The organism is Mycolicibacterium lacusdiani (genome assembly GCF_021916785.1).
Classification (GTDB): domain Bacteria; phylum Actinomycetota; class Actinomycetes; order Mycobacteriales; family Mycobacteriaceae; genus Mycobacterium; species Mycobacterium lacusdiani.
Genome location: NZ_JAKCFC010000001.1, coordinates 622655 through 636681, shown reverse-complemented (window position 1 = coordinate 636681; position 14027 = coordinate 622655). Strand labels below are relative to the sequence as shown.

Below are 14027 nucleotides of genomic sequence, written 5' to 3'. Positions count from 1 at the left end.
GCGTCGCTCCGCCCGCCCCGGCGCGTCCGGGACCCAACGACACCGCGGTGGGTGCAGGTCGGCGTAAGTTTCCGGTCGTGCACCTCACGGTCCAATTCGACTTCGTCACGCGTGATCGCATTCCCCTGCTCTGCTGCCTGGTGGCGTTCATCCTGACGTTCTTCGTGACGCGCACGATCGTCCGCTACATCCGCAGGCATGCCGGCAGCGACGCGCCACGCAAGTGGTGGCAGCCGCGCAACATCTCGGCCGGTGGTGGCTTGCACATCCACCACGTGGTGATCGGCGTGGTCCTCGTCATGGTCTCCGGCGTGACCATGGTGACGCTGGCTGTGAACGGGGGTGTGGTCGAGTTCACCGTCGCTGCAATCGGATTCGGCATCGGAGCGGCACTGGTGCTCGACGAGTTCGCGCTGATCTTGCACCTGCAGGACGTGTACTGGGCGGAGGACGGCCGCACCTCGGTCGATGCGGTGTTCGCCGCGGTCGCCGTCGCCGGCCTGCTCGTCCTGGGTTTCAACCCGCTGTCGTTCTTCGACGTCGGCATCTGGCGCGACGACCATTCGATCGAGGCGAGGGCCACGGTGATCGTCATCGCCGTGCTCACGCTGCTGCTGGCCGTCGTGGTGCTGCTCAAGGGCAAGGTGTGGACGGGTCTGGTCGGCATGTTCATCACGCCGCTGCTGATCGTGGGGGCGGTGCGGTTGTCCCGGCCGCATGCGCCGTGGGCGCGCTGGCGGTACACCACGCGGCCGCGCAAGATGCACACGGCGCTGGAGCGCGAGCGCAAGCTGCGCAGGCCCGTCGTACAGGCAAAACTGTGGCTGCAGCACATCGTGGCCGGTGAACCGCAGTTCCCGGACGATGCGAAGGTCGACGCGGAACTCGATCGCGAGATTCACGCCGCGCCCGCCCCGTCGGTCACGGCCCCGGCGGCTACGACGACCACCAGGGGAGCGGCCTGAGCGTGCGGTACTTCTACGACACCGAGTTCATCGACGACGGCCGCACCATCGAGTTGATCTCCATAGGGGTGGCGGCCGAGGACGGCCGCGAGTACTACGCCATCTCCTCGGAGTTCGACCCCGAGCGTGCGGGCCCGTGGGTCCGCAAGCACGTCCTGCCGAAGCTGCCGTCACCCTCGTCGCGGCAGTGGCGCTCGCGGCGGGAGATCCGGTCGGACCTCGAGGACTTCTTCGACATCGACGGTGACCAGACCATCGAACTGTGGGCATGGGTCGGCGCATACGACCACGTGGTGCTGTGCCAGCTGTGGGGACCGATGACTGACCTACCCCCGGCGATCCCTCGGTTCACCAGGGAGTTGCGGCAGTTCTGGGAGGAACGGGGTTCGCCGAGGATGCCGCCGCGTCCGCGCGATGCCCACGACGCGCTGGTCGACGCCAAGCACAACTTGCGCCGATATCAGCTGATGACGGCCGACGACGACGATGGGTCCTGGGCGGTGCGCTCCTGAGCTGCGGGTATGCGCGGTGGGGTGCCTGACGGTCGCTGGCGAAAACGACTGTTCCTGCCCGCTACCATGGACGGGTGAATTGGACCGTCGACGTACCCATCGACCAGTTGCCGGATCTGCCGCCGCTGCCTGAGGATCTGCGCCACCGGCTCGACGCCGCGCTGGCAAAGCCCGCGCTGCAGCAGCCCAGCTGGGATGCCAGCCAGGCGAAGGCGATGCGGACGGTGCTCGAGAGCGTCCCGCCGGTGACCGTGCCTTCGGAGATCGAGCGCCTCAAGGCCCACCTGGCCGACGTCGCCCTCGGCAAGGCGTTCCTGCTGCAGGGTGGCGACTGCGCCGAGACGTTCGTCGACAACACCGAGCCGCACATCCGCGCCAACATCCGCACGCTGCTGCAGATGGCGGTGGTGCTCACCTACGGCGCCAGCATGCCGGTGGTCAAGGTGGCCCGCATCGCCGGGCAGTACGCGAAGCCGCGGTCGTCGGACATCGACGCGCTGGGCCTGCGGTCCTACCGCGGCGACATGGTCAACGGGTTCGCGCCGGATGCCTCGGTGCGCGACCACGACGCGTCGCGGCTGGTGCGTGCCTACGCCAACGCCAGTGCCGCGATGAACCTGGTGCGTGCGTTGACGTCGTCGGGCATGGCCTCGCTGCAGAAGGTGCACGACTGGAACCGCGAGTTCGTCCGCACCTCGCCCGCAGGCGCCCGCTACGAGGCGCTCGCCGGTGAGATCGACCGCGGTCTGCGCTTCATGAGCGCCTGCGGCGTCGACGACCGCAACCTGCAGACCGCCGAGATCTATGCCAGCCACGAGGCGCTGGTGCTCGACTACGAGCGGGCGATGCTGCGGATGGACTACGACGGGGCCGAGGTCGACGGGTCCAGCCCGAAGCTCTACGACCTGTCGGCGCACTACCTCTGGATCGGGGAGCGCACCCGCCAGCTCGACGGGGCGCACGTCGCGTTCGCCGAGGTGATCGCCAACCCGATCGGCATCAAGATCGGGCCGAGCACGTCACCGGAACTGGCGGTCGAGTACGTCGAGCGCCTCGACCCGAACAACGTGCCAGGTCGTCTGACTCTGGTCAGCCGGATGGGCAACGGCAAGGTGCGCGACGTGCTTCCCGCGATCATCGAGAAGGTGGAGGCCTCCGGCCATCGGGTGATCTGGCAGTGCGACCCGATGCACGGCAACACCCACGAGTCGTCGACCGGCTACAAGACGCGGCACTTCGACCGGATCGTCGACGAGGTGCAGGGCTTCTTCGAGGTGCACCGCAGCCTCGGCACGCACCCGGGTGGCATCCACGTCGAGATCACCGGTGAGAACGTCACCGAGTGTCTCGGTGGCGCACAGGACATCTCGGACACCGACCTCGCCGGCCGGTACGAGACGGCATGCGACCCGCGGCTGAACACGCAGCAGAGCCTGGAGCTGGCATTCCTCGTTGCGGAGATGCTCCGGGACTAGATCCCCAGCGCGGGCAGGTTGGTGCCGAGCGTCCAGGCGCCTGCGGCGATCAAGCCGGTCAGCGTGAGGATGGCGATCAGCCAGAACGTGGTGACCCGCTTGCCGCGCTGCCTCGCCAGTTCCAGTTCGTCGATCTCGATGCCCGCGAATTGGCCTGCGGGACGGCGGTGTTCGACCTCGTCGGGACTCGACGGGCCCCTGGTGAACGCCCGGGTCGGCCGGCGTACGTGGTGCACCGTGGCCGCGGCGTGCTGCGCCGAGTTGCGCGGCGCGGGCACCCGGAACGCGGGCAGGCCGAGTTCGGTGACGACGTCGTCGAGTTCGGCGGCCATGTCCTGGGCGTCGGCGAACCGGTCGTCGGGATCGCGGGCCGTCGCACACGCCACCAGGTCGTCGAATTGGCTTGGCACGCCTGCGATCGCAGCGCTCGGCGGCGGCACGTCGTTGTCCATCCGCTGGTAGGCGACGGCCAACGCGTTGTCACCGGTGAACGGCGTGGCGCCGGTGAGCAGTTCATAGGCGAGTATCCCGACGGCGTAGACGTCGCTGCGCGGGCCGGCGTCACCGGTGCCGACCTGTTCGGGCGACAGGTAGGCCGCGGTACCCAGCATGACGCTGGTCGACGTGATCTTCGCCTCGGCGACGGCACGGACGAGCCCGAAGTCGGCGATCTTCACGTCGCCGTCATCGGAGATCAGCACGTTCTCCGGCTTCACGTCGCGGTGCACCAGACCCGCGCGGTGGGCGACCGCCAGCCCGCCGAGCACGGGGGCCAGCACGGCGGCGACCGCGTGCGGCGGCATCGGGCCGCGCTCCTCGAGCAGTTCGCGCAGTGTGCCGCCCTCGACCAGTTCCATGACCAGGAAGGCGTGCCTGCCGTCGAGTCCCTGGTCGTAGACCGAGACCAGTCCCGGATGCTTCAGCCGCGCGACCGCCCGTGCCTCGCGCTGGAACCGGACCATGAACTGCTGATCGCCCGCATACCGCGGGTCCATGACCTTCACCGCGACCGGCCGATCGAGTCGGATGTCGAGACCGCGGTACACGGTGGACATGCCTCCCGTCGCGATCGGGGTGTCCACCCGGTAACGACCATCCAGGACGGCACCGACGAGCGGGTCCGAACACTGGCTGGTCTCCACGCGTGCATCTTAGACTCGGTGCCGTGAGCAACATTCCGGCCGCCGATGACGTCCTCGACTCCGACGAGGCGGTCTACGACCTCCCCGCCGTCGCAAACCTTCTGCGCATCCCCGTGTCCAAGGTGATCCAGCACCTCAAGGAACGACACCTGCTCGGAGTGCGCCGAGGCGGCTCCGTCGTGGTGCCGAAGGTCTTCTTCGAAGACGGCCGCGTGGTCAAGTCGCTACCCGGTCTGCTGGTCGTGCTGCACGACGGAGGATTCGAGGACACCGAGATCGTGCGGTGGTTGTTCACCCCGGACGAGTCGCTCACGGTCATCCGCGACGGCGGGTCGGCACCTCAGCCCAACGCCCGGCCGGTCGATGCGCTGCACTCGCATCAGGCGCGGGAGGTCGTGCGGCGCGCCCAGGCGATGGCGTATTGACCGTTCCACGGTCGTGGCCTACTGGCGTTCCGCGTCCGCCGGCTCGGCGGTGTGCGACAGCGAGTACCACGCCGCCAGCGCGCACGCGGTCGCCAGCAGTACGTGGATCCAGGAGTACATCCCGTGTGAGCCATCGGGTTTGAAGATGACCATGATCCACGTCGAGAACCCGGCGATCACGGCGATGCCGGCCCGGCTCTGCGCCAGCGCTGACAGGATCGCCAGCGGCCACGTGTAGTACCAGGGCAGGGCGGCCGGCACGAACAGCACGACCACCAGCATGGCCGCGGCCATGCCGGTCAGCGCCTCGCGGTCGTCGTGCCGGTAGCGCCACCACAGCAGCGGCAGCGCGATCGCGATCGTCGCGACGCCGATGATCCGGGTGACCTCGAGCACGGCGTAGAAGTTGACCGGGCCGAACAGCCCGCCGATCACGTTGACCAGGTTCGCCGCGGCGGTCGGGAGGGTGAGCCAGTTGATGATCTTCACCGACCCGGCCAGCGCGGTGAGCCAGCCGAGGCCCACCCCGGCCAGCAGTGACACCACGGCGAAGACGGCCACGAAGATCGCGGCCGACGCCGCCGTCGCGACCGCGAACGCGCGCACCGGGCCCAACTGCCGTCGTTCGCGCAGCCGGTGCATCCACATCCACACCATGAACGGCAGCGCGATGCCCGCGGTCGCCTTCACCGCGACGGCCAGCGCGATGAGCGTGACGCCCCACACGGGCCGGTCGCCGAGGGTCAGCGCGATGGCGGCCATCATCAGGCCCACCATCAGCATCTCGTTGTGCACCCCACCCATCAGGTGGATGATCACCAGCGGATTGAGCACGCAGATCCACAGCGCGGCAGGGCCGTTGGCGCCGATGCGGCGGGCCACCCTGGGCGCCGCCCAGATCAGCAGCACCAGCCCCGGCAGCATGCACAGCCGCAGCAGCATCGTGCCCGCAACCACGTGATCGCCGACGATCAGCGTGACGAACTTCGCGATCAGGATGAACGCGGGGCCGTACGGCGCGGTGGTGGTGGTCCAGATCGGGCTGACGTTGTCCAGCAGGGAGTTGACGTTGTCGACCGGCCCCACCGCGTACGGGTCGAGACCGTCGCGCAGCAGCGCACCCTGGGCGAGGTAGGAGTACGTGTCGCGGCTGAACACCGGCACGCTCAGCAGCAGCGGTGCCAGCCAGAACCCGGTCGTCGCCACCATCGTGTACTCGCTCACGGTGTGGGCGATCACGCGCCGGCCCAGCCACAGCCACGACACCAGCATCACCGCGACGCCGCCCCACAGCAGCAGCGACGACACCACCAGGCCGTGGCCGAACCGCAGCCACGACATGCCAAGCGATTCGAGCAGGGGATCGTGCAGTCGCGTGCTGCCTGCGCCGAGCCCGCCGAGGGTGATCAGACAGGCGCCGAGGAAGCCCAGGCGTGCCGGTTTGCCGTCGGGGGACCGGATGAAGTCGACGAGACCCGACACCCCCTTGCGGGGACGGGATTCCGACTCCTGCGTCGGTGCGGAGGACGTGGCCATGGGCGTCAGGCGGACCGAGTCGACGCCAATCTGGCGAGTTCGGACAGACCCACCTTGGCGTACTCGTCGATCGGTGCGGCGGCGAGGACGTCCAGCCCGCGGTGGGTGAGTTCGGTGATGCGCGTCTCGACCGCGGCCAGCGCGCCGACGGACTCGATGGCCGAGCGCAATTCGCGGACCTGGTCGTCGGACAGCTCGGTGCCGATGGACGTGCGCAGCAGCTTCGCGACCACCGGGTCGGTCTGGTCGGCGCGTTCGAGGGCCTCGGCGAGGAGCACGGTGCGCTTGCCGGAACGCAAGTCGTCGCCGGAGGGCTTGCCGGTGACCGCCGGATCGCCGAATACGCCGAGGACGTCGTCGCGGAGCTGGAACGCGACGCCCAGGTCGTTGCCCAGCTCGTGGAAGATGGCCTGCACGTCGGGGCGGTCGGCGGCGGCCGCGGCCCCGAACTGCAACGGGCGCGCCACCGTGTAGGACGCGGTCTTGAAGGTGCAGACGTTCAGCGCCGACGCGACGGTCTCGGCACGGCCGGACTCGGCGGCGATGTCGAGGTACTGCCCGCCGAGGACCTCGGTGCGAATGTCGGACCAGACGCGTCGCACGCGGCGATACGCGTCCACCGACAGCTCCGAGGTCGCGACGACGTCGTCGGCCCACACCAGCGACAGGTCGCCCATCAGGATCGCCGCAGAGAGCCCGAACTGTTCGGAGTTGCCGTGCCACTCGCGGCCTCGGTGCAGCTCGGTGAACAGCATGTGCACCGTCGACAGCCCGCGCCGGGTGGCCGAGGCGTCGATGACGTCGTCGTGAATCAGTGCACATGCGTGCAGCAGCTCGAGCGCCGAGACGAGGCGGAGCACGTCGGGCGGCATCTGGTCGGTGGCCGTGGCCTCGGGGTCGGCGACGGCGCGCCATCCCCAGTACGCGAAGGCCGGTCGCAACCGCTTGCCCCCGCGGAGCACGAACTCCTCGAGTCCGGCGGTGAGTTCTGCGTAATCCTCGCCTATGTAGGCAGCGTCGCGCCGACGCTCGCGGAGGTACTCGCCCAGTCGTTCCGTGACCGCCGCCACCAGTTCCACGGCCGACGGTGCCGCTGCATCCACGCTCAGCGGACGCCCCTTTCTTCGATCGACACCCGTTGCCCTGAAGAGTCGTGCACTTGAAGAGTAGAGCCTGCCGAGCGACCTAGCGCGCAGGGTCGTGTGGGTTGGCGAGCACGGGGTTGCGGTCCCTGCTGTTCCACGCCAGCGCGCCGATCACCGCGGCGACGAGGAACGAACCGACCGTCAGCCAGATGGCGGCACCGGTGAACGAGCGCGCGCTCGGATCGGTGTAACGGGCTTGGGCGTTCATGGTGCTGACGACGCCGGGCCGGAGCTTCCACTCGACGATCTCGTTCGACACCTGGTCGCCGTTGGTGGAGGTGACCTCGCCGGGAAACGACACGCTCAGCGACACGTCGGCCTCGGAATCGCTGAGCGAGGTGAGGTCGGCACGGCCTTCCAGGATGACGAGATCGCCTGCCCTGCGGAGGTTGATGTCGACGCCCGCGGCGTCGCGGTTCATGTCAGCCAGCTGCGGCAGCTCGGCGAACGTGAGGTCGGAGAACACGGCCTGCGTGCCCACGAAGTCGTCGCGCGAGTAGGGCGACACCGACACCTTGTTGCTGAACGGCAACGTGTTGAGCAGCTGCGGTCCCTTGTCGTCGGCGTTGCGGGGTTTCGCGGCCGCGACGATCTGGCCGGAGACCCGGTCGTCGGGCGAGACGGTGATCGAGGCCCGGACCCGCACGCAGCCCGCGGCGGTCGGCACGATGATCAGAAGGAGGAGCAGGGCCAGCAGCCGCTGGCGACGCCTGGCGTGCACCCGGTCATCGTGCCAGACCAGGCGGCTCCGGGAGCTCAAAGGGGCAGGCTGCGGCCCAAGATCGCGAACGGACGCGGATCACCGGCGAAGTGGTAGCCGCGTATCACGTCGGTGAATCCGAGCCTGCGGTACAGCCGCCAGGCCCGGTTGGCCTCGCCGTTGATCTCCGGCGTCGACAGCAGGACGTGCGATTCCGTGCGGCCGTCGAGGAGTCGGCGGGCCAGCGCCTCGCCCAGGCCGCGACCCTGCGCGCTGGGCCGAATGTGCAGTTCGGTGAGCTCGAAGTAGCTCGTCATCAAGTCGGCGATGCGTCCGGCGTCGGTGCCGCCGCGCTGCAGACCTGCGACGACCTGCTGCTGCCACCACTGGTCGGGGGCGCCGCAGTAGCCGTAGGCCACGCCGAGCAGGGGAGCCGACGCGATGGCCTCGGGGGAGTCGGGCGCACCGCCGGCGCTGCCGTCGGTCTCCGTCTCGACGACCGCGACCGCCTTCCAGCCGTGGCGCCGCGTGTGCTCGAGCCACATCGAGGCACGCTGCTCCTCGGTGCCGCGGGGGTAGCGCATCGCTTCGACGTAGACGGCGAGCGCGTCCCGAAGCCGCCGCTGCATGTCGGCCGGTGACAGGTCGATCAGAAACGTCGCCAACGCCGGTTGCCCTTCACGGTTCGAACTCCGAAATCGTTCTCATCATCGACTGCTCGACGTGATATCTCGCCCACTCGCAGCGGGCCGTACAATCGAGCATTGAACTAGGTGGTACGGCTCAGATTGACCTCGTATCATCAGTGTTGGGTGTCCGTCGATGCGGGCATACCCGACGTTATACGAGTTCGAACGAACTACGGCCCGCGGCAATTAGGGAGGCACGGATGCCACTCTCCGATCATGAGCAGCGCATGCTCGACCAGATCGAGAGCGCTCTCTACGCCGAGGACCCCAAGTTCGCGTCGAGCGTTCGCGGGGGAAACCTGCGGGCACCGTCGGCGCGACGCAGGCTCCAGGGCGGAGTCCTCTTCGTCCTCGGTCTCGCGCTACTGGTTGCCGGCATTGCGTTGCGGGCCACGTGGATCGGGAGTCTGCCCGTTCTCTCGGTGGTCGGTTTCATCGTGATGTTCGGTGGCGTGGTGTTCGCGATCACCGGGCCGCGCGTCGCCGGCGGCCGAGACAAGTCGGCACCCGAGACCGGATCGGCACGGCCGCGCAAGGCCAAGGGTTCGGGCGGTTCCTTCACCAGTCGCATGGAGGACCGGTTCCGGCGCCGGTTCGACGAATAGTCGCCGTCTTCCCGACACAGGGGTAGCTCCGTTCACGGAGCTGCCCCTTTTTCTTCGTCTGGCCACGCCCTCCTCGACACGCCGGGCGCACCGCTGCGGTGGGTCTGAGAGGGCCTGCCGCCCCACCACGCCCCACTTTCGGCCGCGGGCACGCGAGCTGCGGTTATCCGTCATCAACTGGTCATCGACGTGCGCGCTGCTGCCCGGCGACCGCGCGTCGGTGGTGGTCGGTGGGGCGTCGGGGAGAACTCGCACCGCGAAGTGGAACAAAGTGGGGGATTGTGGGGTAAAGTGGCGCACAGCGGAGAGAATGGGGCTCCGGGTGGGAGGTGGCGGGATGTTTCTCGGCACCTACACGCCAAAGCTCGACGACAAGGGGCGGCTCACGCTGCCCGCCAAGTTCCGCGACGCACTGGCAGGGGGGTTGATGGTCACCAAGAGCCAAGACCACAGCCTCGCCGTCTACCCCCGTGCGGAGTTCGAAGCACTTGCGGAGCGTCTGACGCAGGCATCGCGGAGCAATCCGGAGGCCAGGGCCTACCTGCGAAACCTCGCCGCGGCGACCGACGAACAGCATCCGGACGCCCAAGGCCGGATCACGCTGACGGCCGACCATCGCCGGTACGCGAACCTGACCAAGGAGTGCGTGGTCACCGGTTCGATCACGTACCTGGAGATCTGGGACGCCCAAGCCTGGCAGGAATACCAGGCAGCCCACGAAGAGAATTTCTCCGCGGCCAGCGATGAAACTCTGCGCGACATCATCTGATCCGGAGGCCAACCCTGCCGATGCCCGTGTCTCGTGGCCTCTGTCCGAACCGACCCTGACGTACTTCCCCGACGCCAGGTTCGCGATCTCGGACAGGGACCTCGAGACAGGGGCACGACATCTTCTGCGGCGCACTGAGGGGAGGCCGGTTCCGATGCCCGACTCGACTACCGGCCCCGACCGCACGCCGCACGTACCCGTGCTCCTCGACCGCTGCGTCGAACTGCTCACGCCGGCACTGACCCGACGCAGCCCGGACGGCAGCGGTGCGGTCCTCGTCGACGCCACGCTCGGCGCAGGCGGCCACGCCGAACGCTTCCTCACCGACCTCCCCGGTCTACGGCTCGTCGGCCTCGACCGCGACCCGTCGGCACTGGCGATCGCGGGGGAGCGGCTCGCGCCCTTCTCCGACCGCGTGCGGTTCGTCCGCACCCGCTACGACGGCTACTGGGCCGACCGCAGCGAGGGCGCGATCGACGGCGTGCTGTTCGACCTCGGGGTGTCCTCCATGCAGTTGGACCGGGTCGAGCGCGGCTTCTCCTACTCACACGACGCGCCTCTCGACATGCGGATGGACCCCGATGCGCCGCTGACGGCCGCCGACATCGTCAACACCTACGACGTGAAGGCACTGGCACGGGTGTTGCGCGAGTACGGCGACGAACGCTTCGCCTCCAGGATCGCCGCCGAGATCGGCCGCAGGCGCGCCCGGAACCCGTTGCGCACCACCGGCGAACTGGTCGAGGTGCTGTACGCGTCGATTCCCGCGGCGACCCGCCGCACCGGCGGTCACCCGGCCAAGCGCACCTTTCAGGCGCTGCGCACCGCGGTCAACGGTGAGTTGGACTCGCTGCGCGACGCCCTGCCCGCCTCGCTCGACGCGCTGGCCGTCGGCGGCCGCGTCGTGGTGATGGCCTACCAGTCCCTGGAGGACAAGATCGTCAAGACGGTGTTCACCGCCGCCACGGCGTCTCGATCACCCGAGGGTCTGCCCGTCGAACTACCGGGCTACGAGCCCGAGTTCGCCTCGCTCACCCGCGGCGCCGAGAAGGCGCCCCAAACGGAGATCGATTTGAACCCCCGCAGTGCATCGGTTCGGCTGCGCGCGCTGGAGAAGGTTGTGGGAAGGGAAGTGTCGTGATGGCCAAGCGGAGAGAACCAGTGCGTCGCGGGGGCAAACGAGACGACGGCAAGGTGCGCAGGCCGGCCCGTGACGGTGCCGTCGCGCGCCGTGCCGCCGACGCTCCGACCCGCGGCCGCCGTCCGGTGCGCGAACAGCGCCCGCCGCGGTCCACGGGATCGGGCCCCGGCACGAGCCCGATGCAGCGGCCCACCGACGCGCCGGGACGGCCGAAGAACGCCGCCCAGGCCAAGGCCAGGGCCAAGGCGCGAAAGGCGAAGGCGCCGAAGATCGTCCGGCCGCCGCTGCGCGAGCGGATCCTGATCAGGCTCTCCGCCATCGAGTTCAACCCACGTCACCTGGTCAGCCGGGTTCCGTTCGTGGTGCTGGTGATCGGCGCACTCGGCCTCGGTCTCGGCGTCACGCTGTGGCTGTCGACCGACGCGGCCGAGCGGTCCTATGAACTCGGCCACGCCCGGGAGACGAACCAGGCGCTGCTGCAACAGAAGGAAGCGCTCGAGCGCGACGTGCTCGAAGCCCAGGCCGCCCCGGCGCTCGCCGAGTCGGCGCGCCAGCTCGGCATGATCCCGTCGCGCGATACCGCGCACCTGGTCCAGGACCCGACGGGTGCCTGGATCGTGGTCGGCACGCCGAAGCCGGCCGAGGGCGTTCAGCCCCCACCGCTCAACGCCCCGATCCCCGAACCCGGCCCACCGGCCCCGCCGCCGGCGCCCGCACCCCGCGTCGTCGAACCGCGTGAGCTGGCCGTTCGGATCCCGGCCCGCACCCCGACCGCCGCCAACCCGGAGGTCCCGACCGCCGCCACCGCACCGTTGCCCGGCGGTGTCGCCGGAGTGAATGGCGCTTCCGACGCGGCGCACCTCCCGATTCCCGAGGCACCCGCACTGCCCGGTCCCGCCGTGGAGGCCGCCCCACCCGCACTGGACGTCCCGCCGCTCGCTCCGGTCGACCCTGCCGCAGCACCCGTTCCCGGAGCGCCGGCATGAGTTGGGGTAGGAAGCGCCGCCCGGTCCCGGTCACCAAGGGCCGCACCGACCAGCCGCACTCGGCCAGGACCCGTCGCGTCCGCGAGCCGATCCCCGACACGGGGCCGCGCAGCTCGACGTTCGTGTTCCGGCACCGCGCGGGCAACGCCGTCATCGCGCTACTGCTCGTCGTGGCGGGCACCCAGCTCTTCAGCCTGCAGGTGCCCCGCGCGGAGGGCCTGCGGGCCGAGGCCGCCGGACAGCTCAAGGTGACCGACGTCGACAAGGCCGTGCGCGGCAGCATCGTCGATCGCAACGCCGACAAGCTCGCCTTCACCATCGAGGCCAGGGCACTGACCTTCCAGCCGGTGAAGGTGCAGAAGCAGCTCGCCGACGCCAAGGCCGCCGACCCGTCGGCACCCGATCCAGCCAAGCGGCTCGCCGAGATCGCCGGTGGCGTCTCGGGCCTGCTCGAGGGCAAGCCGGACCGGTCGACGCTGCTGAAGAAGCTCTCCGGCAAGGAGACCTTCGTCTACCTGGCGCGCGCAGTCGACCCGGCCGTCGCCGACGCCATCACGACCAAGTACCCCGAGGTCGGCTACGAACGGCAGGACATCAGGCAGTACCCCGGTGGCTCGCTGGCCGCGAACATCGTCGGCGGCATCGACTGGGACGGCCACGGCCTGCTCGGGCTCGAGGACTCGCTGGACTCGAAGCTGGCAGGCACCGACGGCTCGGTGACCTACGACCGCGGCTCGGACGGCGTCGTCATCCCTGGCAGTTACCGCAACCGGCACGACGCCGTCGACGGCTCGACCGTCCAGCTCACCATCGACGACGACATCCAGTTCTACGTGCAGCAGCAGGTGCAGCAGGCCAAGAACCTCTCGGGTGCCAAGAACGTCTCCGCCGTCGTCCTCGACGCGAAGACCGGCGAGGTGCTCGCCATGTCGAACGACAACACCTTCGACCCATCGCAGGACCTCGGCAGGCAAGAGGATCGCGAGATGGGCAACCTGTCGGTCACCTCGCCCTTCGAACCGGGATCGGTCAACAAGATCATCACCGCCGCCACCGCCATCGAACTGGGGCTGACCAATCCCGACGAGGTGCTGCAGGTGCCCGGGTCGATCGACATGGGCGGCGTCACCGTCGGCGACGCATGGGCCCACGGCGTGATGCCCTACACCACCACCGGAGTGTTCGGTAAGTCCTCAAACGTCGGCACGCTGATGCTGGCGCAGCGCGTGGGGCCGGAGAAGTGGGCCGAGATGGCCGACAAGTTCGGCCTGGGCCAGCGCTCCGGCGTCGGACTGCCCGGCGAGAGTTCCGGCCTGGTGCCGCCCATCGACCAGTGGTCCGGCAGCTCGTTCGCCAACCTGCCCATCGGACAGGGCCTTTCGATGACGCTGCTGCAGATGACCGGCATGTACCAGGCCATCGCCAACGACGGCATGCGCGTCCCGCCGCGGGTCATCAAGTCGATCATCGCCGACGACGGCACGCGCGCCGACGAGCCGCGTCCCGAGCCGGTGCGGGTGGTGTCCGCCGAGACCGCGCGCACGGTGCGGAACATGTTGCGCGCCACCGTCCAGCGCGACCCCCGCGGCATCCAGCAGGGCACCGGCTCCCAAGCCGCGGTCGAGGGTTACCAGATCGCGGGCAAGACGGGCACGGCGCAGCAGATCAACCCGGCCTGCGGGTGCTACTACAGCGACGTCTACTGGATCACCTTCGCCGGCATGGTGCCCTCGGACGACCCCCGCTACGTCGTCGGCGTGATGATGGACCACCCGAGTCGCACCGCCGACGGTCAGCCGGGCACGACGTCGGCCCCGCTGTTCCACAACATCGCGTCGTGGCTGCTGCAGCGCGAGAACGTGCCGCTGTCGCCGGATCCCGGACCGCCACTGGTGCTGCAGGGCTAGAGAACAGGGCCACCCTCGGCGGGTCGGTAC

The 14027-nt window shown here is 69.3% G+C and carries 14 protein-coding genes; 9 read left to right on the top strand and 5 right to left on the bottom strand.

What is annotated here, in order from left to right; translation table 11 throughout:
• Nucleotides 1-77 precede the first annotated feature (77 nt).
• The 3 genes from LOK44_RS03160 (at nucleotide 78) to LOK44_RS03150 (ending at nucleotide 2952) form a co-directional block, all read left to right on the top strand.
• A complete protein-coding gene (locus tag LOK44_RS03160) occupies nucleotides 78-965 on the top strand; it encodes a hypothetical protein (RefSeq protein ID WP_237568600.1) in 888 nt (295 codons plus the stop codon).
• 2 nt (nucleotides 966-967) lie between these two features.
• Nucleotides 968-1477 carry a polyadenylate-specific 3'-exoribonuclease AS gene (locus LOK44_RS03155; RefSeq protein WP_237568599.1) on the top strand — a complete coding sequence of 170 codons (510 nt, stop codon included), beginning with the start codon at nucleotides 968-970 and terminating at the stop codon, nucleotides 1475-1477.
• A gap of 74 nt (nucleotides 1478-1551) precedes the next feature.
• Nucleotides 1552-2952 carry a class II 3-deoxy-7-phosphoheptulonate synthase gene (locus tag LOK44_RS03150; RefSeq protein WP_163916923.1) on the top strand — a complete coding sequence of 467 codons (1401 nt, stop codon included), beginning with the start codon at nucleotides 1552-1554 and terminating at the stop codon, nucleotides 2950-2952.
• Here LOK44_RS03150 and LOK44_RS03145 read toward each other — a convergent pair.
• Nucleotides 2949-4094, bottom strand: coding sequence for a protein kinase domain-containing protein (locus tag LOK44_RS03145; protein WP_237568598.1), 1146 nt, complete (start codon nucleotides 4092-4094; stop codon nucleotides 2949-2951). The two genes, LOK44_RS03150 and LOK44_RS03145, sit on opposite strands and share 4 nt — an antisense overlap.
• A 23-nt stretch (nucleotides 4095-4117) precedes the next feature.
• Between LOK44_RS03145 and LOK44_RS03140 the strand changes: the two genes are divergently transcribed.
• Entirely contained in the window at nucleotides 4118-4519 is a 402-nt protein-coding gene (locus LOK44_RS03140; protein ID WP_237568597.1) for an Rv2175c family DNA-binding protein, read from the top strand.
• Nucleotides 4520-4537: 18 nt separating this feature from the next.
• On the opposite strand, the gene LOK44_RS03135 is transcribed toward LOK44_RS03140, so the two are convergent.
• The 4 genes from LOK44_RS03135 to LOK44_RS03120 all read right to left on the bottom strand — a co-directional run bounded on the left by LOK44_RS03135 (nucleotide 4538) and on the right by LOK44_RS03120 (nucleotide 8565).
• Nucleotides 4538-6055 (bottom strand): alpha-(1->6)-mannopyranosyltransferase A, encoded by a 1518-nt coding sequence (locus LOK44_RS03135; RefSeq protein ID WP_237568596.1) that lies wholly within the window; start codon nucleotides 6053-6055, stop codon nucleotides 4538-4540.
• A 5-nt stretch (nucleotides 6056-6060) separates the two neighbouring features.
• Nucleotides 6061-7158 (bottom strand): bifunctional (2E,6E)-farnesyl/geranyl diphosphate synthase, encoded by a 1098-nt coding sequence (gene idsA2, locus LOK44_RS03130; RefSeq protein ID WP_237568595.1) that lies wholly within the window; start codon nucleotides 7156-7158, stop codon nucleotides 6061-6063.
• Between the two features lie 82 nt (nucleotides 7159-7240).
• Nucleotides 7241-7921: an LppM family (lipo)protein gene (locus tag LOK44_RS03125; RefSeq protein ID WP_237568594.1), complete on the bottom strand. Its 681-nt coding sequence runs from the start codon at nucleotides 7919-7921 to the stop codon at nucleotides 7241-7243.
• 35 nt (nucleotides 7922-7956) lie between these two features.
• On the bottom strand, nucleotides 7957-8565 hold the full coding sequence (locus tag LOK44_RS03120; protein ID WP_237568593.1) for a GNAT family N-acetyltransferase: 609 nt from the start codon (nucleotides 8563-8565) through the stop codon (nucleotides 7957-7959).
• A 224-nt stretch (nucleotides 8566-8789) separates the two neighbouring features.
• Between LOK44_RS03120 and LOK44_RS03115 the strand changes: the two genes are divergently transcribed.
• The 5 genes from LOK44_RS03115 to LOK44_RS03095 all read left to right on the top strand — a co-directional run bounded on the left by LOK44_RS03115 (nucleotide 8790) and on the right by LOK44_RS03095 (nucleotide 13997).
• Nucleotides 8790-9194, top strand: a complete 405-nt coding sequence (locus tag LOK44_RS03115; RefSeq protein ID WP_163916935.1) for an SCO2097 family morphological protein — start codon at nucleotides 8790-8792, stop codon at nucleotides 9192-9194.
• A gap of 337 nt (nucleotides 9195-9531) precedes the next feature.
• Complete coding sequence (mraZ, locus tag LOK44_RS03110; RefSeq protein WP_163916937.1) at nucleotides 9532-9963, top strand: division/cell wall cluster transcriptional repressor MraZ; 432 nt, start codon at nucleotides 9532-9534, stop codon at nucleotides 9961-9963.
• Complete coding sequence (gene rsmH / locus LOK44_RS03105; RefSeq protein ID WP_237568592.1) at nucleotides 9938-11104, top strand: 16S rRNA (cytosine(1402)-N(4))-methyltransferase RsmH; 1167 nt, start codon at nucleotides 9938-9940, stop codon at nucleotides 11102-11104. The genes mraZ and rsmH overlap by 26 nt, the downstream gene beginning before the upstream one ends.
• The gene (gene ftsL / locus LOK44_RS03100; protein ID WP_237568591.1) at nucleotides 11104-12090 is read left to right on the top strand and encodes a cell division protein FtsL; all 987 of its coding nucleotides are present in this window, start codon (nucleotides 11104-11106) and stop codon (nucleotides 12088-12090) included. Before rsmH ends, ftsL begins: the two co-directional genes overlap by 1 nt.
• Nucleotides 12087-13997: a peptidoglycan D,D-transpeptidase FtsI family protein gene (locus LOK44_RS03095; RefSeq protein ID WP_237568590.1), complete on the top strand. Its 1911-nt coding sequence runs from the start codon at nucleotides 12087-12089 to the stop codon at nucleotides 13995-13997. The genes ftsL and LOK44_RS03095 overlap by 4 nt, the downstream gene beginning before the upstream one ends.
• The last annotated feature ends 30 nt before the right edge of the window (nucleotides 13998-14027 follow it).